Source organism: Bartonella sp. AP65SXKL (assembly GCF_042195725.1).
Taxonomy (GTDB): Bacteria; Pseudomonadota; Alphaproteobacteria; order Rhizobiales; family Rhizobiaceae; genus Bartonella.
The window spans coordinates 1-20,475 of record NZ_JBHIOW010000013.1 but is presented as its reverse complement, the minus strand read 5'-3'; the positions used below and the strand labels follow the sequence as shown (position 1 = coordinate 20,475).

At 37.0% G+C, this 20,475-nt stretch carries 17 protein-coding genes, 2 pseudogenes and 2 riboswitches; of the genes and pseudogenes, 13 read left to right on the top strand and 6 right to left on the bottom strand.

Translation table 11 applies throughout. The features are described 5' to 3' along the window. Position 1: 1 nt before the first annotated feature. On the bottom strand, positions 2 to 370 hold the full coding sequence (gcvH, locus tag ACFIMP_RS07755; RefSeq protein WP_375612294.1) for a glycine cleavage system protein GcvH: 369 nt from the start codon (positions 368 to 370) through the stop codon (positions 2 to 4). Positions 371 to 376: 6 nt separating this feature from the next. Continuing rightward, positions 377 to 1,489: a glycine cleavage system aminomethyltransferase GcvT gene (gene gcvT / locus ACFIMP_RS07750; RefSeq protein ID WP_375675667.1), complete on the bottom strand. Its 1,113-nt coding sequence runs from the start codon at positions 1,487 to 1,489 to the stop codon at positions 377 to 379. Between the two features lie 43 nt (positions 1,490 to 1,532). Beyond that, a riboswitch (glycine riboswitch) is annotated at positions 1,533 to 1,624 on the bottom strand. Position 1,625: 1 nt separating this feature from the next. Continuing rightward, positions 1,626 to 1,723: riboswitch (glycine riboswitch) on the bottom strand. 446 nt (positions 1,724 to 2,169) lie between these two features. Here gcvT and ACFIMP_RS07745 point away from each other — a divergent pair. The 4 genes from ACFIMP_RS07745 (at position 2,170) to ACFIMP_RS07730 (ending at position 6,651) form a co-directional block, all read left to right on the top strand. Continuing rightward, entirely contained in the window at positions 2,170 to 2,832 is a 663-nt protein-coding gene (locus ACFIMP_RS07745) for an LON peptidase substrate-binding domain-containing protein (RefSeq protein WP_375610818.1), read from the top strand. Between the two features lie 13 nt (positions 2,833 to 2,845). Further along, positions 2,846 to 3,052 (top strand): Trm112 family protein, encoded by a 207-nt coding sequence (locus ACFIMP_RS07740; protein ID WP_273791466.1) that lies wholly within the window; start codon positions 2,846 to 2,848, stop codon positions 3,050 to 3,052. 921 nt (positions 3,053 to 3,973) lie between these two features. Continuing rightward, a complete protein-coding gene (locus tag ACFIMP_RS07735; RefSeq protein ID WP_375653845.1) occupies positions 3,974 to 4,354 on the top strand; it encodes a helix-turn-helix domain-containing protein in 381 nt (126 codons plus the stop codon). A 1,265-nt stretch (positions 4,355 to 5,619) separates the two neighbouring features. Next, positions 5,620 to 6,651 carry an aspartate-semialdehyde dehydrogenase gene (locus ACFIMP_RS07730; RefSeq protein WP_375613639.1) on the top strand — a complete coding sequence of 344 codons (1,032 nt, stop codon included), beginning with the start codon at positions 5,620 to 5,622 and terminating at the stop codon, positions 6,649 to 6,651. Between the two features lie 284 nt (positions 6,652 to 6,935). On the opposite strand, the gene ACFIMP_RS07725 is transcribed toward ACFIMP_RS07730, so the two are convergent. Next, positions 6,936 to 7,574 (bottom strand): SH3 domain-containing protein, encoded by a 639-nt coding sequence (locus ACFIMP_RS07725; RefSeq protein WP_375613640.1) that lies wholly within the window; start codon positions 7,572 to 7,574, stop codon positions 6,936 to 6,938. Positions 7,575 to 8,078: 504 nt separating this feature from the next. On the opposite strand from ACFIMP_RS07725, the gene ACFIMP_RS07720 reads away from it, so the two are divergent. The 4 genes and pseudogenes from ACFIMP_RS07720 to ACFIMP_RS07705 all read left to right on the top strand — a co-directional run. After that, a complete protein-coding gene (locus ACFIMP_RS07720) occupies positions 8,079 to 8,897 on the top strand; it encodes a MetQ/NlpA family ABC transporter substrate-binding protein (protein ID WP_375613641.1) in 819 nt (272 codons plus the stop codon). A gap of 69 nt (positions 8,898 to 8,966) precedes the next feature. Next, positions 8,967 to 10,001, top strand: coding sequence for a methionine ABC transporter ATP-binding protein (locus tag ACFIMP_RS07715; protein WP_375612288.1), 1,035 nt, complete (start codon positions 8,967 to 8,969; stop codon positions 9,999 to 10,001). Beyond that, positions 9,994 to 10,653, top strand: coding sequence for a methionine ABC transporter permease (locus ACFIMP_RS07710; protein WP_375609233.1), 660 nt, complete (start codon positions 9,994 to 9,996; stop codon positions 10,651 to 10,653). The genes ACFIMP_RS07715 and ACFIMP_RS07710 overlap by 8 nt, the downstream gene beginning before the upstream one ends. Positions 10,654 to 11,104: 451 nt before the next feature. After that, a pseudogene (locus ACFIMP_RS07705) lies at positions 11,105 to 11,403 on the top strand (integrase); the annotation flags it as partial. 190 nt (positions 11,404 to 11,593) lie between these two features. Here ACFIMP_RS07705 and ACFIMP_RS07700 read toward each other — a convergent pair. After that, positions 11,594 to 12,073 (bottom strand): MaoC family dehydratase, encoded by a 480-nt coding sequence (locus tag ACFIMP_RS07700; protein WP_375612287.1) that lies wholly within the window; start codon positions 12,071 to 12,073, stop codon positions 11,594 to 11,596. Between the two features lie 163 nt (positions 12,074 to 12,236). Between ACFIMP_RS07700 and ACFIMP_RS07695 the strand changes: the two genes are divergently transcribed. Then, entirely contained in the window at positions 12,237 to 13,571 is a 1,335-nt protein-coding gene (locus ACFIMP_RS07695; RefSeq protein WP_375686216.1) for an NAD(P)H-dependent oxidoreductase, read from the top strand. An 811-nt stretch (positions 13,572 to 14,382) separates the two neighbouring features. Here the strand turns inward: ACFIMP_RS07695 and ACFIMP_RS07690 are convergent. After that, positions 14,383 to 14,739: a hypothetical protein gene (locus tag ACFIMP_RS07690; protein ID WP_375612285.1), complete on the bottom strand. Its 357-nt coding sequence runs from the start codon at positions 14,737 to 14,739 to the stop codon at positions 14,383 to 14,385. Positions 14,740 to 16,980: 2,241 nt separating this feature from the next. Between ACFIMP_RS07690 and ACFIMP_RS07685 the strand changes: the two genes are divergently transcribed. From ACFIMP_RS07685 to ACFIMP_RS07675, 3 genes are read left to right on the top strand one after another with little or no spacing between them, the layout of a single operon-like run. Next, positions 16,981 to 17,724, top strand: a complete 744-nt coding sequence (locus ACFIMP_RS07685) for a creatininase family protein (RefSeq protein ID WP_375621597.1) — start codon at positions 16,981 to 16,983, stop codon at positions 17,722 to 17,724. A 21-nt stretch (positions 17,725 to 17,745) separates the two neighbouring features. Beyond that, positions 17,746 to 18,768, top strand: a complete 1,023-nt coding sequence (locus tag ACFIMP_RS07680) for a CobW family GTP-binding protein (RefSeq protein ID WP_375612283.1) — start codon at positions 17,746 to 17,748, stop codon at positions 18,766 to 18,768. A 10-nt stretch (positions 18,769 to 18,778) separates the two neighbouring features. Continuing rightward, a complete protein-coding gene (locus ACFIMP_RS07675; RefSeq protein WP_375612282.1) occupies positions 18,779 to 19,750 on the top strand; it encodes a WD40 repeat domain-containing protein in 972 nt (323 codons plus the stop codon). Between the two features lies 1 nt (position 19,751). Here the strand turns inward: ACFIMP_RS07675 and ACFIMP_RS07670 are convergent, their stop codons facing one another. Next, entirely contained in the window at positions 19,752 to 19,895 is a 144-nt protein-coding gene (locus ACFIMP_RS07670; RefSeq protein WP_375686215.1) for a hypothetical protein, read from the bottom strand. Between the two features lie 388 nt (positions 19,896 to 20,283). Between ACFIMP_RS07670 and ACFIMP_RS07665 the strand changes: the two are divergent. Further along, positions 20,284 to 20,475, top strand: a pseudogene (locus ACFIMP_RS07665) (hypothetical protein); the annotation flags it as partial.

Here is a 20,475-nt window from a genome sequence, read left to right as displayed (position 1 = left end):
CTCATCCAATCAAAGCCTTATAAGCATCTTTATCCAACAACCCCTCCAGTTGTGTCTCATCCTGCAATGTCATTTTCCATAACCAGCCTTCTGTTTCGGGTTTCTGGTTTACCAGTTCAGGATTATCAGCCAAGGCTTCATTTATTTCGACCACTTCACCATCAAGAGGAGCATAAACATCTGAAGCCGCCTTCACTGATTCTACAACAGCCGCCGCCTCTCCTTTGGAAAGTTTTGTTCCACTTTGTGGTAAATCAACAAAAACCAAATCCCCTAATTGCTCTTGCGCATAATGCGTAACCCCAACAGTCACCACTTGCCCTTCAACGCTAAGCCATTCATGGTCATGTGTAAAATAAGTTTTAGACATAAAAAATCATCCTTTAAAATAACGTTGTTCAACAAAGGGAAGAGAATGAACTGATAATACAATCTTTTTGCCTCGCAGTTCTGTAAAGACTTGTGTCCCTTCAACTTTAAAATCAACAGGAACGTAACCCATCGCGACAGGACCATCAAAAGAAGGACCAAAACCACCTGATGTTACAATGCCAATCTCATTACCTTGATCATCAAGAAGCACCGCACCGGCACGAATAGGTTGACGCGTTTGCGGTTTTAATCCAACACGACAACGAGCCGGTCCTTTTTGCAGAGCTTCAAGAAAAGCCTTTGCACCATAAAATTGTGCTTTTTCTCGAACACTTTTAGGAACAGCCCATGTTAGAGCCGCATCAATAGGTGTCGTATCAGGGGTAATATCATTTCCATGCAAACACAGCCCCGCTTCCAACCGCAAGCTATCGCGTGCGGCAAGTCCAATCCACTCAACACGAGAATCACTCAGCAATTTTTCAGCCAACATATGCGCATGCCCTATAGGCAAAGCAATTTCAAAACCATCCTCTCCCGTATAACCAGAACGCGTTATAAACCAATCCTGTTGTGGTTCGAATCCTTGCATAAAGAACAATTCATTCCCTGGCAAATCCGCATCAGCAAGAACAGCTGCCGCTTCAGGACCTTGAAGCGCAAGCAATACCCTTTCAAGGGCAATCACTTGACATTCAAAATCAACCGCACGCTTTTCCAATTCTAAAAAATCAGCCTGTGCATTCCCAGCATTGGCGACCAACATAAAACGACCCTCTTCCAAACGGGTAATGATAAGATCATCAAGAATACCAGCCTGCTCATTAAGCAAATAATTATACCGTGAATGCCCAATCTTTAAAGCTGCTGCATCAATGGGAAAAGCATAGGACAAAAATTCCACAGCTTGTGCCCCTTCAACCGCAATCAATTTCATATGAGAAATATCAAAAAGTCCTGCATGTGCACGCGTATGAAGATGCTCTTTTAAAACGCCAAGAGGATAAGTTAAAGGCATGTTCCAACCCGCAAAAGCACCAAATTTTGCTCCTGCTTTTTCATGCAAATCATATAAAGGAAGTGTTTTTAAAAAAGATGTTTCTTGTGCTGTGCCCATAATAACTCCAAAGCTGCGCTAACGCCCACAGAATATGGTCGTCTCTGCCCCCTCTGTCATCAACCTGAGAGACTCGCGAAAAAATTTTTCGCTTACACCTTCGGCGCGGGTTCTCCCGACTTTCCAGATCTGCCTTCTTCCTTTTACGGTCCTTAAAGCCTGAGAGATTATGGGCTATTTCCCCTTCGGCGGCAATGCGAAAATTTGCAATCTGCACTCTCCCGCAAAAGAATGAAAGAAACGATAACGCTCTTTCCAGCATATTTAAACCTATAGCCTATCTTCATCACACTGTCATTAGTAAAGTGATGAAAATGTTCTCATTTTAAAACTTGCATAAGCTGCTTCAAAAGATTTATAATATTATCCTTTTGAACCTTACAAAAATTGCAAGCAACACATTTTAGGAAATTTAAGACAAAAATCAAAAGCTATAAACAAAAATACCTCTTGAAAATCATGCAAAACGTCACACACTAAAAAGATCGCAAAGCAATATTCTTTCGCGCGCAGTTCAACCTTAAAGATAGGGTTTCATATTCTTTTTGAGAATAAGGACTTCAAATATTTTATAAGTATGATTTTAATGCACAAGAAGTAGGTTTTCTGCTTTCTCAATAGTGTCATAAATAGCGACTATTTACAGACTAAAACTACCGAACAAAGGTGACAAAATACTCATGAAAGCTGGTAATATCTCTTACAATTGCGAAAATGATCTTCCAAAGCAAATTGCTCTTTTTCCTTTAGAAGGTGCACTCTTACTACCCGGTGGTTTTTTATCACTCAATATTTTTGAACCAGAATCACTTGAAATGATTGAAAATGTTATGGTAACTGATCGTCTATTGGGCATTATTCAACCACTTTCATCGGATACAGATCGCTTCTCTACACAACTTTATAAAACAGGCTGTATAGGGCGTATTACAAACTACAGTGAAACAGGAAACGGACAACTGTTCATTATCTTACAAGGTGTTTGCCGCTTCACTTTAGAACAAGAATTGAAAAACACAAAATCCTATCGAACAGCTCTCATCCAATCAAACATAAAAGACTTGCAAGAATTTGATATTGAAGAAAGCATTAACCGAGAGAACTTACTCGACGTTGTAGAAAAATATCTAACCATACATGAAATGGAATATAATTGGAGCAGCATCATAGAAGCCCCTACACCTATATTGGTTAATGCTTTTTCAGCTCTTATCCCCTTTACACCAGCAGAAAAACAAGCTCTCCTTGAAGCTCCAGATATCGAAAGCCGTGCCCAAACTCTTCTTGCATTAACAGAACGCTCGCTCATGAAACAAACAGGAACAGATTACCGCTTAAACTAATGAATGTCCAAACATGAAAAAAATGACCACAGATCCCAAAATGCTCGAATTGCTCGTCTGCCCAATGACGAAAGGCACGCTCTCTTTCAACCGAAAAACACAAGAGCTCATTTCTCTCAAAGCCAAACTTGCCTACCCTATTCGTGATGGCGTTCCCATTATGCTTGCCTCAGAAGCGCGCCCTTTGCAAAACAATGAAGAAATAACGCATAAAAAATAAAAAACCCTCATGCAATTTTCCTCTACAAGCCCACTGTTATCAAGTCTCTATCAATATGATATCTCAATATTTACGATTTCTGAAAAAAGAATTTTACAATAAAGATATTTATATCGCTTTACACCTTGTAACAAAAGCCAAAAATATCATCAGATTCTCTCATTCCAGCCTGTTCATACTGAAGCAATCAAAACCATTCGCTTGCACCACACAAGCATCTGAATAAAAATGGCTCTTATGAACTTCTTAAAAGCAAGAATTATAATAACATTTTGAACCAACTCAGGTAAATGAAATTTATTATATTAAACATAAAGATTGTTATATTTCATGGACTTTAATTTATACTATTTACGAACAACATATTTGAGATACCTCGATTTAAGATGAATAAAAACGACAAGTTATATCATCTTATGTATACCATATCGGGACAAGAGTATTTATCTGTTTGCGTAATCTTTGAAACGGAGAAGCAACCTAATTTGGGGGAAAAAACATAAAATCGTAAAGGAGAAAATCACCCCATTACCTTACCATCACCCTTTAATTTCGCTTTACAATTTTTAAAAGTATCTAAAGTATCTCAAGCAATATTTTTATGTATAATATACGTATTGATTACATGAAAACTTGAAAAAACAAACAAGAAACACTGTTGTAATTTCAATTGACGATTGAAAGTAATTGCCTTATGAAGAAGGCTTGTGTTTTTGGTCGTATACGCGACGATCAATAGGGCCTGGAAGCCCGAAACCGAGCATAAAGATTAGCCCGCTTTTGCGGATATCCCGGAATTTCCGGGGGCTCTTGTTATGTCCAAGTGCTTTCAGCACTAAAAGCAAGGGGCTGACTCGGTTTCAGCACTTCCAGACCCCGGAATACTAATGCGAGGGCGCTCGCAACCGGTGGGGACATCAAGTGAAAGCCAAAAATCTACATTTTTACGATATTTCTTTAGGCAAAAAAATTCGCTTCAGAAGAAACGTCATGGGGTTTTCTCAAAAACAATTAGGAAGTCATTTAGGCGTAACATTCCAACAAATCCAAAAGTATGAAAAAGGCTTAAATCGCGTAAGTGCAAGACGTTTACAGGAAATTGCTCATATATTAGATGTTCCCGTTTCCTTCTTTTATGCTGATAGCGCAAAAAAAGAAGAGAACCTCTATCATTGTGATGACAGAATAGCAAGCAAAGCAGAATATTTACTTTTGAAAAATTTCAGAATACTGACCCGCAAAAAACAAAGAGCAATTTTGCAGTTGATTTCTGATGAAAAAAATAACCCCTTATTTTCATAAATTCATTGCAAGGATAATCAAAGTCCTTAATAATATTGACAAGAATTGTGACTGTCTCCCCACACTGCATGAGAATGAAAATGCTTAATCTAATCTGATTTGTAAATAATCCGAATTCTAACGAGTTTAACTTAGAAATAGTGCATTGATTTATAATGATAATCTAACGTTATTGATATTGAATAAGTGTTTCGAATATCGTAAAATTCTTTCATTTCAAACGTGTTCTATATTGAATCAATCAAAATCTCTTGTTTGCACAACACAAGCAAAGTTGGCGTGTAAGTAAAAATGTACAAAAAGGCATACCTCTTATTGAATCGTCTCACATACCAAGAGCTGTAACGACATTGTGTGCTGAAAAAATGGATGATGGTGCTAACTTGCTCTTTTATTAAACGTAAATATGGGAGTGTTCAACGGCTGACTTTCCACTCATATAAGTCACTTAAAAAAGGCTTGCCAAACAAGCCTAAGAATATTCCCACACACTAAAAAACACTTAAATATATCGAGAAAGCTTAAAGATCTTATACCATCATACTCCAAATAATGATATTTTATAGCATAACAGGATTAAAGTAAAAATAAGAAATATAAATTAAAAATAGACACGAAAAACTATATGTATAACTTTCATAAGAATTTATCTATATATGGATACTTAAGTTTATCCTGTTGTGCCATAAATTCTATCATTTAAGGTATGAGGATATGAAGCACGCATACCTCCTTGAAACATTCAAATGTTTTTTAGATGCCCAATATCTTTTTAAATATTTTTAGGCCTGCTTGTTAAGCCTTTAGTTTAAGTGAAAAATGGGAAGCCGCTAGAATCTAGCTGTTTACAGACTGTAATAGGAAGCTTCGCTTTTAAAGCGCATAGGGAGAAAATCAAATAATTCAACAATTAACAGATAAAGTATAAAAAGATTCCACCAACGCGATACGTAATACCATCTTTAAAAAATTCAAAAGTGTGAAGGTACACATTGACAGAAGATAAGGAATTCACTTAATTAAAGTGTTTTCTAAAGAGATAATAGCTTAGCGTAAAATATTCAATTTTTTCAATTCTGAAAGATTAAAAGAGACGTATTATTTGAAATAAAACAATTTATTGTGCTAATGATGATGATTGGTGTGCACAAAATTGAGTTGTTGAAAATCAAAAATATAATTTAATGATGTTCCTTGACCAACTCACTCTCTCCTGAGTATAGCACGGGGAATAAACGTGGAGAGACATGAGGAGTATATAGAAAATGAGTTATAAAGTTGCAATTGTCGGCGCAACCGGAAATGTTGGTCGTGAAATGCTTACAATTTTAGAAGAACGTGGTTTTCCTGCACATGAAATTGTCCCTCTAGCATCACGACGCTCATTAGGACAAGAAGTTTCTTATGGAGATAAAACTTTAAAAGTAAAAGCACTGGATACTTACGATTTTTCTGACACAGATTTTTGTCTTATGTCTGCGGGAGGGAGCATTTCCAAAGAATACGCCCCTAAAATTGCTGCTGCCGGCTGTGTCGTCATCGATAATTCCTCCACGTGGCGCTATGATGCCAATGTTCCGTTGATAGTCCCTGAAGTCAATGGCGAAGCTATAAATGCCTTTTCTAAGCGTAATATTATAGCAAATCCTAATTGTTCAACAATTCAACTGGTCTTAGCTTTAAAACCTCTCCATGATGCTGCAATCATTAAACGTGTTGTTGTCTCTACATATCAGTCTGTTTCTGGAGCTGGTAAAGAAGGAATGGACGAACTTTTCGAACAATCACGTGCAGTTTTTGTTGCAGACCCAATTACATCAAAAAAATTCACTAAACGCATTGCCTTTAATGTCATTCCTCATATCGATGTTTTCATGGAAGATGGTTATACAAAAGAAGAATGGAAAATGACGGTTGAGACGAAGAAAATTCTCGATCCGAAAATTAAATTAACAGCCACTGCTGTTCGGGTCCCTGTCTTTATCGGTCATGCCGAAGCCGTCCATGTTGAATTTGAAAAACCACTAAGCGCATCTGAAGCACAAGCGCTCCTCCGCGATGCACCAGGCTGTCAGCTTATCGATAAACACGAAGATGGTGGTTATACCACACCTTATGAAGGTACCGGAGAAGATGATACCTTTATTAGCCGTGTTCGTGAAGATATCACCGTTGAAAATGGTTTAGCTTTCTGGGTTGTCGCCGATAATTTAAGAAAAGGAGCAGCATTGAATGCCGTTCAAATTGCTGAATTGCTCATTTCTCGTAATTTGATAAAGCCTAAGTCCGCAAATTAACGCCCTGTCCGAAAGGACAAAGAACCCCTAGCCGGTCTGTCAAAAGTCCGGCTTCTCTTCAGTATAACCTTCCCCAGCTGAAGGTTCATATCACCATCCTAAAGAACTGTAATCCAAGGTATTGTCAAATTTGACTCGGAATATCCTTGAATGCCTCGCCACCTTAAGTTAAGCATTGCCGCCTTAATGACATTTTACGGTACAATAGGATCAGCAGCATAAGCATTGTTTGCTTCATGCTGCTGATCCTTTTTGTCATTCCGGTTGTAAAATTAACTTTACCCTTATCGAGCAGGATAGGTCACGACACGGTAACGCGTTTCATTACGTTCAAAATTTTTGTAATTGACATTATCAGGAAAGGAGGGATTATAAGCACTCACGTGCTTTACAGAAACGCCTTGTGCTTTTTGCGACGGATTTAAAATTGTTCGTTCATCCCTTTTTTTAACACCTGTAGAATCGATAATCATATCTGTTCTGTATAGTTTTTGCATATTTTTCCGTGTTTTTTGAATCGCCGGAAGAGCTTTAAAGTCGGAAACAGCCTGTTTTACTTTTTCTTTTGGCGATTTTACCATGGATTTTGATTTTGCTGGCATCTTTTTAAAAGCAATGGTAGGAACACCGTTAACATTGACGTAACGTGCAGATGCCCAACCAACTTTTCCATGATAACCAAGAGAACACCAAGTTTTATTGGATAGGCAGCCATAAATTTGCACTTTTGCTCCCATTGGAACCATTGCGATAACTTTATAAGCTGTCGCAGGGCCTGTGCGTAAAGATACCTGACCTGATGCAACACGAGCAACTGTTCCTGTAATGGTTCCAGCTTGTGCGTGAAAAGCAGTCACAGCCACCCCTGACGCTCCTAAAGCCCATAAAGTCATCATTGTTGATAAAAATTTCTTTCTTAACATTATTTTTCTTCCTCTCTTAAAACGTATGAAGGGCAAAAATTCGCCGTTGCAAAAATTTGCCGCGTTTAAATCCAATGATCAGCAACCTTTATTCCCCCCAAAAACCCACAACATTGCAACAAAATTTCTCTTTATCGCCTACACGAACACGGCCTTTTGATCTTGATTGCACAGTATGTTCTTCATGAATTTACGGCTAAAGCATCATCTGATTGTCCGGTTCTTCAACCAATTGTCCCTTACAGAAGTTTTTAAAGGGGCATTGGTTCCCTCAACAAATGATTGCAATAAAAGAATTAATTATTTGAATTTCAGAGAATTTCTATGAACAAATGATGATCAGCCCCCAAAACAACTAAAATAGAAGGAAAAATAATACTCTTTTAAAAATAAAAGTGATTGAATATTCTCTAAAGCTTGTATAACTTTAAATCTGCCTAAAAAGATACAGAGTATATTGAAACTTCCCTCAAAAAATTTCTCGAAAAAGAAAGTTAAAAGCATATGACATTAAAAAATTTTTCTCGTAGTCGGATTATAGGATTATTCCTCTCTCTCTTTGCACTTTTTTTGTCTACTGCTTTTTCCATGGCCGCAGACAAAACAAAAATCAAACTTGGTATTATGGAAGGGCGGGATGCGATTATTTGGAAAACAGCTGCTGAACAGGCTAAAAAAGCCGGTTTAGATATTGAACTCGTTTATTTTTCTGATTACGCTTTGCCTAATGATGCTGTTAACGCAGGAGAGATCGATGCGAATGCTTTTCAGCACGCCCCTTATCTTAATGAACAAATGAAACAACGTGGCTATAAACTTTCAATTGTCGGCTATACATTTATTGCTCCAATCGGTGTTTACTCACACAAAATAAAAGACTTAAAAGATCTTCGTGATGGTGCACATGTTGGTATTCCGAACGACCCATCTAATGGTGGAAGAGCCTTACTTCTTCTTAATTCTTTAGGTCTCATTAAGTTAAAAGATCCTCATAATATTCTTGCATCTCCACTTGATATTATCGAAAATCCTAAAAACCTGCAAATTCGTGAGCTCGATGCCGGTATGTTAGGACGAGCTATTGACGATTTTGACCTTGCAATTATAAACACAAACTGGGCTATTGTTTCCGGATTAAACTTCGAAAAAGATGTAGTCGCATGGGAGAGCGCAAAAAATAATCCTTATGATAATATCATCGTTGTACGCACGAGCGAAAAAGATGAACCATGGGTTAAAAAATTAGTTGCCGCTTACAACAACGATCTTATCCGTGCAAAAATCAAAGAGATTTTTGGCAATACCGCCCAAACATCTTGGTAATTGTGCCAAATATCTGAATAACTGTGCCAAATATCCGAGTAATTGTGCCAAATATCCGAGTAATTGTGAATGGAAAAACCTACTCTTATCTCCTTAAAAAACATCAGCCGTTGTTTTAACAAAACGGCTGGTGTTCCGGTGATTAATAATCTCTCTTTAAATATCCATGCTGGTGAAATCCTTGGCATTATTGGGCGCAGTGGAGCAGGAAAATCAACACTTATTCGCTGTTTAAATGGGTTAGAGAAGATTGATGCAGGGTCCATTTTTTTTGAAGGTGTTGATATTTCTAATCTATCAGAGATAGAATGGGCGCCTTACCGTCAACGAATTGGGATGATTTTTCAACATTTCAATCTTCTCTCATCGCAGAATATTCTTGATAACATTGCATTGCCACTTAAATTAAGTGGTGTAAGTAAAAAACAACGCCACAAACGTGCCCTTGAACTGATTGAATTGGTTGGGTTATCTGGGAAAGAATATTGCTATCCGGCACAATTGTCCGGGGGACAAAAACAACGCGTTGGCATTGCTCGTGCGCTCGCTGCTAATCCTAAAATATTGTTATCAGATGAAGCCACCTCTGCTCTTGACCCTGAAACAACACAATCTATTCTAGAGCTCCTTGCTGATATTAATAAACACCTCAATCTCACGATTGTGCTCATCACCCATGAAATGGAAGTTGTGCGCACCATAGCGCATCGCGTTGTTGTTCTTAATCAGGGGAACATTGTAGAAGAAGGACGTGTGAAAGACATCTTTACATCACCGCAAGACGATACAACCATAGCCATGCTCAAGCTTGTAACCCCGCAACTTCCTGAAAAATTTGCGAAAAATCTCAAACCAATCGGACGAGAAGCTGTCATTGAAATTAATATTGCCGGTGAAATTGCCCAGCAGCCTTTTCTTCATCTTCTAGAAAATGAGAGTGGTTTAAAAGCACGTATTTTGCATGGTGGCATTGATACAGTTCAAGATGAAACCATCGGGAGACTCTTCTTGGCTCTTCCTGGAGAAGATAAAGAAGCTTTAGAAAAAGCTGTTCAATGGTTAACGAAAAAAGGACGATATTGTGAGGTCTTAGGCTATGTTTAATGTTCTGTCTCATGAACTTCCCCAAGCTGTTATTGATACAATATTGATGACACTTAGTGCTTCTGTTATGGCATTTATTATAGGGCTTCCCCTTGGTCTTCTTCTTCACACAACAGCACGCGGGGGGATTTTTTCCTCATCTCTCATCAATCGCCCTTTAAGCATGATCATTGACAGTATTCGTGCCATTCCCTTTATTATTCTTGCATTTTATCTTCTTCCCGTTACACGTATCGTTGTAGGAAGAGGGATAGGAATGCCTGCTGTAATTTTTATACTGACCATTTCAGCTATCCCTTTTTATGCACGCATGGCGGAACTCTCTTTTAAAACCGTTGAAAACGGTCTCATTGAAGCGATCCGCTCTATGGGGGCAAGTCGTCTTCAAATTATCAGACATGTCCTTATTCCTGAAGCTCTCCCTAGCCTGATTACAGGTTTTACAGTCATGGTCATTTCTCTTATAGGAGCCACCTCACTTGCTGGATATCTTGGTGGAGGCGGTTTAGGGGATATGGCAATCCGCTATGGCTACCAACGCTACAATACCTTCATCATGACCATCGTCATCATCCTTTTGATCGTGCTTAATATTACAACCCAATGGACTTCTGATAAAATCGTACAAAAACTTGATAAAACAAAACATTAAAAGACTTAGAATTTCACATGCCAATACCATCATCCCCTTTGCCACTTTCCAAGTGCACCAACCCTTGCCTATCGAAAACACTCATAAGAGATTAGAAACTTTTTTCTTAAACAGTTTTTATCTCTCCCCATCCGTTTGTAACATGAAAGAAAATAGTTTTAATGGCTTTAATATAAAAGAATATAAAAGGGGATAAAATAAGAGATCTCACAGTATGTGAGACTCTCTTTAAATTAAGACATTGACCACAACCTCTCCAAACCGTAGATAACACATTGAATTTATAATGATAATATGGCGTTATTCATATTGAACGAGAACTCTGAATACCGTAAGATCCTCTCATTCCCAATTTGTTCCATATAGAATCAACCAAAACCTCTCGCTTGCACGTTACAAGCAGGAAGAGCCGTGTGAGTAAAAACATACAAGAAAGGAAGGCATGCCTCTTATGAATTATCTCAAGCGCCAAGACCTGTCTTAACATTGGCGGCTAGCATATAATATGATGGTGCCAGCTTTCTTCTTCACAAGCATAAAGATAGGGGTGCTCAATGGCTTTATCGTTATACTATTCACAGGCGCCATTGCGAAATGGGCGTGACAAACGTTAAGAGATGTTGCTTTAAAATAAGCCCGTGAATTGGCAACGCAAGTATATTCCATTTGAAGAGTTCTGTTTTACGTGATGGGTATGATCCCATTAAAGAACGCTATAAACAAAAGCGTGAAGCAATGCACTATCTTCATTAGGAAACTCCTCTTCAAAACGATCTAGGAAAGATAGCAACCTGCTATGGCTATCAACGCTATGATAGCTCCACCATATCTATTATCCTATAGATTATTCTCAATATCATCATTGAAGAAACTTCTAATAGAATTGTATAAAAATTTTATAAAATAAAGCACTCAAATAATCTAGATATTGGAAGGCAATCTAGATATTGGAAGGTTTTTCTTCCACAACAGCAACAATAAGCCATTGAGCTGTAAGAGCTGGTTTTTTTAACTTTTCAATTTCCACCGTAACCCCATAATGGAAAACCACTCGACCAGAAGGACGAATTTCTGCGTCGTCTAACACAAAACGCGCACGTATCCGTACCCCTGTTTTCACAGGACTCATGAAGCGTACTTTATCGAAACCATAATTAATCCCCATTGTGCTCCCTTCCAACTCTGGAAGAGCTTCATAAGCGAGCGTAGACAAAAGCGATAATGTTAAAAAACCATGAGCAATCGTGCCGCCAAAAGGTGTCTTTTTAGCCTTTTCCTCATCAACGTGTATCCATTGATGATCATCTGTAGCACATGCAAACTGATTAATCATATCCTGTGTAACAAGACGCCACTCCGATAATCCCACTTCTTTCCCAATAAAACTGGTGACATCTTGTACTGTTATTTTTTGCTGCATAACGCTATTCCTATTTTATTTGATAAAAGAAACCACCCCTCTTGCTTTTATAAAATCCATTGATTAGAGCATCAAGAATAAAAGATTAATTGTCTTAAAAACAAATGCACCTTATGAATGAGAAAAGTTCTTTAGCAGAATAGTTTTCAAATAGGAAAAAAGAATGGCAAGCAATGTGAACCTAACAGGTTTAGCGCATGATTTGAAACAACGTGCAGAAAACCATCCCCCCATCCGTATTGGACTGATTGGTTGTGGTGAAATGGGCACAGATTTATTATCAAGTATTGCGCATATGGATGCTATAACAGTCGCTGCTGTAGCCACGAGGACACCGTCACGTATTTTTGATGCCGCTACACTAGCCTATGGCGAAGATGGACATGTCTGTGAAGTTGAAAATACTTATGCTCTCACCCAAAGCATTGAAAAGGGTTTGATTGCAGCAACAGATGATATTAACCTTGTTTTGCGCCATGAACAAATTGATATTATCGTTGATGCAACAGGCTATCCCGAAGCAGGAGCAGAGATTGGTATCAAAGCGCTTGAGAATAACAAACATCTTGTCATGATGAATGTTGAAGCAGATGTTACAATTGGCGCTTATCTCAAACATGAAGCAGAAAAACGAGGGCTCATTTATACACTTGGTGCCGGCGATGAACCTACTTCTTGTATGGAACTCATAGAATTTGTTTCAGCCCTTGGACATAAGATTGTTGCAGCGGGTAAAGGAAAAAATAATCCTCTGCGCTTTGATGCTACACCTGACGCTTACGAAGAAGAAGCATTCCGGCGTAATATGAATGTGCGCATGTTGGTTGAATTTATTGATGGTTCCAAAACGATGGTTGAAATGGCAGCCATTGCCAATGCCACCGGACTTCTCCCCGATTGTCCGGGAATGCATGGACCACAAGCGGCACTGCAAGATTTAAACAAAGTGCTTATTCCAAAACAAGATGGGGGCATTTTGCAGCAATATGGTGTTGTAGATTATTCAACAGGTCCAGGTGTTTCACCTGGTGTCTTTGTTATTGCCGAAATAGCACACCCACGTTTACGCGAGCGTATGGAAGATTTAAAAATTGGTCAGGGGCCTTACTTCACCTTTCATCGCCCCTATCATTTAACAGCAATGGAAGTTCCCCTCACCTGCGCACGTATTATGCTTTATGGCAAAAAAGATATGGTTCCTCTTAGCCATCCCGTAGTAGAAGTCTGTGCTGTTGCTAAAAAAGATTTACACCCAGGTGATCAGCTAGACTTTATCGGTCTTTATACTTATCGTGCTTGGATAATGAACATTGCAGAAGCACGCGCTCACCACGCCATTCCTTGTGGTCTTTTGGAAAAAGCAACAGTAACCGCTGAAATTAAAAAAAATGAACTCATTACAGTGCATAATACTGCTATTCGTGAAGATCAATGGATTGCACGTCTTCGTGCTAAACAAGACCTTTTACTTCATTGCCCTTCTTCCGCTAAGCTATAAGTACTCCTGAATTACCTTACTTAACAGCATCTTTCCCTTACACAACAGAACAACCCAGAATACACTTGTATCAAAAATTCAGGCTTCTGTTTTAATAAAAGCATTTTCCAACGATGCACATCACCACTTCGCTCTCACAATATGTCCCGTAAATGCGACAGTATAAACCACTCCATGAGATGACATAAGATTCATTGTGTATCACTATCTTTACTCTATGAAGATACAAACCAGCACCATCATTTATTTTCCAATACTACAACAGTCCTTGAACCTTAGAGATAATTAATGAGAAGAATTTTTAGTCTTTTTTTTAATAATTTTATCCATACACGAACGCAACTTGTTATACGTAAAAAATACTTCTGATGGATTTAACATAAACAAATTTAAAATGATAAATAATAATTTCTCATTTTTCTTATTGCATGAGAGCCATGGATATAGAGATATTTTTTATTTTATCCCCTTATGAAAGATAAAAAAATTTAAAAAGGATAAAATATACCTTTGATGAATAATCTTCATATGAGAAAAGGTAGACAATATTAAAAGACTGATAAAGATAGTAAGTATACTAGCCTTATTACTAGAAAATAATCATAAACTGTAAAAAAAAAATCAGGTTACGCTAATTTGTAAAAAACAACATAAATGTAGGATCTTGAACTTTAATAATGTTAATAAAAGCTACATTTAGTATTAAGATTAGTGATTTTATTATCTAGTATAGTATAAATAATAAAATATTTATTTTTTAAAAATAATGAAGTGAACAAAAAAATCCTCGACTCTGTCGATGAGCTTCCTACTAAAGTGTACTAAATATTGCAAAAAGAGTTACAACAGTACCTAATACATCCCCAATACATAAAGAAGCAAGAAGTGATAAAATACTTATTCCCCCCCAAAAGGCTGAACCTGAAAAGGCAGCAGCTTTTTCAGGTTTCCCTAACGCAATAACATCTTGTTCCTCAACGCCTTGAATAACAACTCTATCCACAGCTTTAATAGCTACATTTTTTTCTAGTGTAGGAATAGTAATTGCCATTCTCTCTTGAACTTTATTTTTTACAAAACTTGCATTTCCCTCTATAGTTTGTATAAAAAAAAGAATAAATAGTGTAAAAGTAAATGAACATACACGATTTTTAAATATTTTAAACATAGCTTTCTTTGCTCCTCTTTTTCTTCACTGAAAAAATGAAAGAATATTCACATATATAAAAACCAAAAATTATATTTAATCATTTATATAATTGCACATAATAAAATATTATATGTAATTTTGTTATTATAATATAACACATTATGTATTACATGTAAAGATAAAAAACAATAAATGATAAAAATAATTTATTCCTTTTACGCCATAATAACTCAAGATACCAACAGTAATATTTTGTCATTTTTATTGCTATAATTAAAAATAATAATAATTTATTAAATTTCTTATTATAAGAAATATTACGAAACAAATTCATTTAAAAAATTATATAATAGAGCTTTTATAAATAATTTAAAATGTAATTAATTTTAAAGAACTATAAAATTTAAAACTGCCAATATAATGATATATGATTGTCTATTATTTCAATAAATATAAAAATGAAATTGGTATCAAATAAAAACTTGATCTAAAACAAATCTATCCTAATAAAACAAATTTAAATAGTGTGCTATTTTTCTATAAAACAGGTATAAAGTGTAAAAAAACAATTAAGATCTCTATCTTCAAATGGAAGAGACGTTAATAAAATGATTCTCAACTTTTACTGATATATAAAAAGAAAAAATACTGCATAGCATCTTAAAAAAGGTAATTCAGCCCCCTTTATCCCATACAGCATAAAGAACACAAAATATTGACTTTCAAACCTAATAAAACAAACGCATAAAATAAGTAAATCTATCAGATTTACAAAAAAATTATAAGCAATACTAGAACACCAACAAACTACCTAAAACCAGATAAAAAGAGAGTCATGAAAAATGAGATGATCCCCAAAATACTGAAAAAACTTTCTTTCTTAATTTTCATAAAAGTTATTCCATATTTTTCGTCAATATTGTAGAGCGAAGCCTTATTTATATTTACTCTGTATTAGTAAAAAATAATTCTCTTTGAAATAAATTTTTGGCAATATTCACATAACTGTCTGCTATTTGTGAAAAATGAATAATAATAAAGAATTAATCAAATGCTTGAAAGAAAAGGAGTAGAGAAACTTACTAAAAAATTGCATTTTTAAAATACCAACTTAAGTAAGCACATTGAAAAAATAACGCCATGAAAACTGATATTGAATGATAAACTTATCAACCGATCACTTTAATCGCAGAATATTAATCTATAATAATAATTTATTGTTTTGCCTGTTGAATGATAAAGCTGACGATTATAAAACTCTCTTATATTTTAACTCTGTTTATATTGAATCAATCAAAATTCTTCACTTGCAAATCACAAACGAGATCGGTGTGTGTGTGTAAACACACTTGAAGAAAGGAAAATATCACTTATGAGGTATCTTAACTATCAAGCGCTGTTAACACAATATTGAAAACTGGCAAAGTGAATGATGGTGTCCCTTTTTACTTTAAAAGTGTAAAGATGCTGGAACACAATAGATTTTATATTATAAGGCTTTACCGTTATACTATTCACGGGCGCCGTTGCAAAATAGGCTTGGATACCTTGAGAAATGTTTCTTTAAAACAAAAGCGTCAATGTGCAACACAATGGCGTTCTGTTTATCATGTATCCAATGGTGTTTCTTGTATCCAACGGTGTTTCTTACTGAATCATCTTATAAACTGCTCTATGAGATTACAAATTCATCTTACGTGAATTCTTCCCTTTATATTTATTTTTTCTCATGAACACTAAAATCTGTTAAGACACTATCCAAAATAAAATCAATCAACAAACATTTCTATTCTTTTGTAATATACAGATAATTGAATTAAGAATTTAGAACACCTGATTGCAACTAAAGTCTGTACTATCGCAATAATAGAAATACTTTGATTATCATCACTCCATAATAAAAGAAGAATATGTAACTTACAGAAAAAATTACATTTTCAATAAATAATGAAAAATATTTTTCATTATTTGATGTATAAGTATTTAATATGTATGAATATTTACTTATTAAAAATGAGAATATGAATCAGAAATACTTACAAAAGATAATTATCTTGAGAAATATTGCCTCATATTACAGAAAAGTTGCGTTGGCTTTGCTCAATAAAAGCTTCTCTATTTTTAACAAAGCTCTCATTTTTATGCATCCATATGTGATGTAAAAAGACGCCTATTTGCGTTTCTCTTATAGATAGATTAAATAGTGACAGCACCTTTGATCACTTTGTCTCTTTTGACTTCTCTTTTGGGCATTAATTTATGGTATCTAACCCACCTTTTCTCGCTCTTTTACCTTTGGGTGCACACGAATATCACGGAGAGCACCTTCCTTTCGAAACCGACTGGATTATTGCTGAAGCTTTTGCAAAAGCCCTCACTTTACAAACAAAAGAGCAGTTTCATATCGCACTTTTACCGGTTGAAAAGATTGGCTATTCTATAGAACATATGGATGTTACAGGCACGCAAACCCTTACCTTTTCTGATGCGATTAAGCGATGGATAAAGATTGGTGAAAACTGTTATCACAAAGGGATCAACCGTCTTCTTCTTCTCAATGCTCACGGAGGCAATTCACCTTTAATGAGCATCGTTATCACCGAATTACGAAAGCGCCTTTCCATGCTCGCTGTAGCAACAAGCTGGAGCCGTTTTGGTTTACCACAAGGTCTCATGGAGCCATCTCAACAACATCTTGATATCCATGGAGGCTTTATCGAAACCTCTCTCATGCTCTATTTAGCACCAGAAAAAGTCCATATGGAAAAGGCAGAAAATTTTCATAATAAACAAGCGGATATGATTGCCAATTATCGGTATTTACGTGCTTATGGTCCTCATGCCTTTGGTTGGACAATGAAAGATCTAAATACGCAAGGTGCGGCAGGAAATGCAAGCAAAGCAACACCACAAGCCGGTGAAGCAATCTTTTCTCATGTTCTGTCTCAGCTTCGTGATTTACTTGATGATATCAATCGATTTAACATAAACACATGGCAATAAAGAACAATAAAAGGTCTCTCCATGGAAACGATACACCCCAAAAAACTTCCCGTTACGGTTCTCACAGGCTATCTTGGTGCTGGAAAAACCACCCTTCTCAACCGCATTCTCAGTGAAAATCATGGCAAACGTTATGCCGTCATTGTCAATGAATTTGGTGAAATTGGTATTGATAATGACCTGATCATTGAATCAGACGAAGAAATTTATGAAATGAATAATGGCTGTGTTTGCTGCACCGTACGTGGTGATCTCATTCGCATTCTAGAAAGTCTGATGCAACGTTCTCATCGATTTGATGCGATCATTATAGAAACGACAGGGCTTGCTGATCCCGTTCCCGTAGCACAGACCTTTTTCATGGATGATACTATCCATGAAAAAACAGCTCTCGACAGTGTCATAGCGGTCGTTGATGCAAAGCATTTTCCCTCTCAATTAAAAACAAGTCGTGAAGCTGAAGACCAAATTGCCTTCGCGGATATTATTCTTTTAAATAAGATTGATCTTGTCACCCAACAAGAACGCAGCCATGCTGAATCCCTTATTCTGGCCATTAATCCCAGAGCCATAATTTACGCAACAGAGCGCGTTAACATCCCTGTTGATAAACTCCTCGATCGTAGTTCCTTTGATCTCCAACGCACTTTAGATAATGATCCCCATTTTCTTGACCATCATCACGCAGATCATGTATGTGGTCCCGATTGTAATCATGATCATGACCATCATCACGCATCCACCATTCATGATATTACCATCACTTCTGTAAGTTTAAAAACAGATGCTCTGCAACCAGAAAAGTTTTTCCCTTGGATCCAGCAGGTTACACAGCAACAAGGGCCTGATATCTTGCGTCTTAAAGGCATTATCGCCTTTCAAGGAGACGATGATCGTTACGTCATTCAAGGGATACATATGCTTCTTGAAGGACAACATCAACGCCCATGGCGTGAAGATGAAAAACGAGAAAGCCGCCTTGTCTTTATAGGACGCTCTCTTGATGCTGAAAAATTAAAAACTGGTTTTGAAAATTGCGCATAAGTGAGTGATAATGCCAAACATTACCCATTATGATCTCAAAAGTTACTGCCTTTCCTGCGGTTTTATAGGCAATAAACCAGCCTTTGTTTCCGTAGAAGGTCTCATTGTTTTTTTTAATCCAACCCCACAAATCGTTGAAGTTCACCAAGGAATAATTTCAAGCCATTTTTCCCATGACAATACCGCGATCATCACCGGTGGAGAAGATGGAAAAGTCTGTCAAACAACCGCAGCAGATCACACGGAAGTGTTAAGCCAAAAAGAACGCAAATGGATAAACAACGTTGCTTTTGGTCCACAAAAAGCTTTTGCTTTTTCCTCCTCACGCCTCGCATTTGCGCATATTGGAAAAGAACGACAAGAGCTCACACATGAACGCAGTGTAGAAGGCCTTGCTTTTGCCCCAAAAGGTTTGCGACTTGCCGTTGCCCATTACAATGGAGTCACTCTTCATTGGTTATCAACGCAAATATCTCCCACCACATTGGTATGGAAAGGAGCTCATTGTGGTGTCACCTTTTCACCAGACAACCGCTATGTCATTTCCACCATGCAAGAAAACGCCTTACACGGCTGGCGTCTCACTGATAATCAGCACCTCCGCATGAGTGGCTATCCAAGCAAAGTCAAAAGCTGGTCTTGGAGCGCAAAAGGAAAATGGCTAGCAACATCAGGTGCCTCTGCCGCAATTGTTTGGCCCTTTCATACAAAAGATGGCCCCATGGGAAAAACACCTCTAGAACTAGGCACACGAGCAAATGCACTTGTTAGCACCGTTTCATGCCACCCAAACAAAGAAATTGTAGCAATAGGCTTCAATGATGGAATGATTTTAGCGGCACAATTCCATGATGGAAAAGAAGTCCTTCTAAAAGGTTATGGGAAAAGTGCTATCTCAGCACTTAATTGGGATCAAGCAGGGCAAAACCTCTCCTTCGGTAGCGAAAATGGTGAATGTGGTATAATCAAGATCACTGATTAAATTAAGCACCCAAAAGCGCAATCATCGCCGATAAAGAATGCCCACACAATCCTCCAGAAATCTTATCCCCTTGCATCTCCAGAACTCTCAGAAATCCTATCTCCCTAATCTCCCCCCAAAAATCTCCTAAAATCTTCGTAATCATTAAATCTTCCCTCTTCCTTTCCTCCCCCCTTTAGACAAGAAAATACCTTAAACATGTTTTTTGACCTTTTAACATTGCTACCCCCATACAAGAATAAAAACATCACTCTCAAGACCGCCCCCCATCTCCCTATAAACATCTATATAGGCTACATACTTCCACAAAAGCATTTTTCTTAAAAATTCGGCAAAAAATAGCTGATATCATCATTGAAACAACGATTTATTCTTACGATCAGAAGAAGGTAATTCAACACTATTTTCCTAAATAAAAAATTTTTTGATTTCCCCCTCCAAAGAGCAAAGTTTCCTACGAGCAGCCTTCCACACTTTAGTTTCTTGCCTAGAAAATTCTATCTAATAATCATTTCATGGAACTTCTATTACCGCCCTCTGTTCCGGTATCTCCTTCATCTCCGGATTCTGTTCCTTCTGCTTCTTTCCCATGTTAAACCAAAGCCTTCTGGGTCTTCTGACCCTTTGGATTCCTCGTCTAATCTCCAAATTAGAGCGGTTGTTCCACAGGTTCCAACTTATCTTCTTTTGCCAAATGCCTTATTTCATGCTGGTTTAGTGGATAT

Bases quoted from the DNA above. Each gene is read 5' to 3' on its own strand.
- ACFIMP_RS07710 (WP_375609233.1), top strand. From the start codon at position 9,994: ATGTTTAATGTTCTGTCTCATGAACTTCCCCAAGCTGTTATTGATACA.
- ACFIMP_RS07675 (WP_375612282.1), top strand. From the start codon at position 18,779: ATGCCAAACATTACCCATTATGATCTCAAAAGTTACTGCCTTTCCTGC.
- ACFIMP_RS07745 (WP_375610818.1), top strand. From the start codon at position 2,170: ATGAAAGCTGGTAATATCTCTTACAATTGCGAAAATGATCTTCCAAAG.
- gcvH (WP_375612294.1), bottom strand. From the start codon at position 370: ATGTCTAAAACTTATTTTACACATGACCATGAATGGCTTAGCGTTGAA.
- ACFIMP_RS07715 (WP_375612288.1), top strand. From the start codon at position 8,967: ATGGAAAAACCTACTCTTATCTCCTTAAAAAACATCAGCCGTTGTTTT.
- ACFIMP_RS07730 (WP_375613639.1), top strand. From the start codon at position 5,620: ATGAGTTATAAAGTTGCAATTGTCGGCGCAACCGGAAATGTTGGTCGT.
- ACFIMP_RS07690 (WP_375612285.1), bottom strand. From the start codon at position 14,739: ATGTTTAAAATATTTAAAAATCGTGTATGTTCATTTACTTTTACACTA.
- ACFIMP_RS07670 (WP_375686215.1), bottom strand. From the start codon at position 19,895: ATGATTACGAAGATTTTAGGAGATTTTTGGGGGGAGATTAGGGAGATA.
- ACFIMP_RS07725 (WP_375613640.1), bottom strand. From the start codon at position 7,574: ATGTTAAGAAAGAAATTTTTATCAACAATGATGACTTTATGGGCTTTA.
- ACFIMP_RS07680 (WP_375612283.1), top strand. From the start codon at position 17,746: ATGGAAACGATACACCCCAAAAAACTTCCCGTTACGGTTCTCACAGGC.
- ACFIMP_RS07720 (WP_375613641.1), top strand. From the start codon at position 8,079: ATGACATTAAAAAATTTTTCTCGTAGTCGGATTATAGGATTATTCCTC.
- ACFIMP_RS07740 (WP_273791466.1), top strand. From the start codon at position 2,846: ATGAAAAAAATGACCACAGATCCCAAAATGCTCGAATTGCTCGTCTGC.
- ACFIMP_RS07700 (WP_375612287.1), bottom strand. From the start codon at position 12,073: ATGCAGCAAAAAATAACAGTACAAGATGTCACCAGTTTTATTGGGAAA.
- ACFIMP_RS07685 (WP_375621597.1), top strand. From the start codon at position 16,981: ATGGTATCTAACCCACCTTTTCTCGCTCTTTTACCTTTGGGTGCACAC.
- ACFIMP_RS07695 (WP_375686216.1), top strand. From the start codon at position 12,237: ATGGCAAGCAATGTGAACCTAACAGGTTTAGCGCATGATTTGAAACAA.
- gcvT (WP_375675667.1), bottom strand. From the start codon at position 1,489: ATGGGCACAGCACAAGAAACATCTTTTTTAAAAACACTTCCTTTATAT.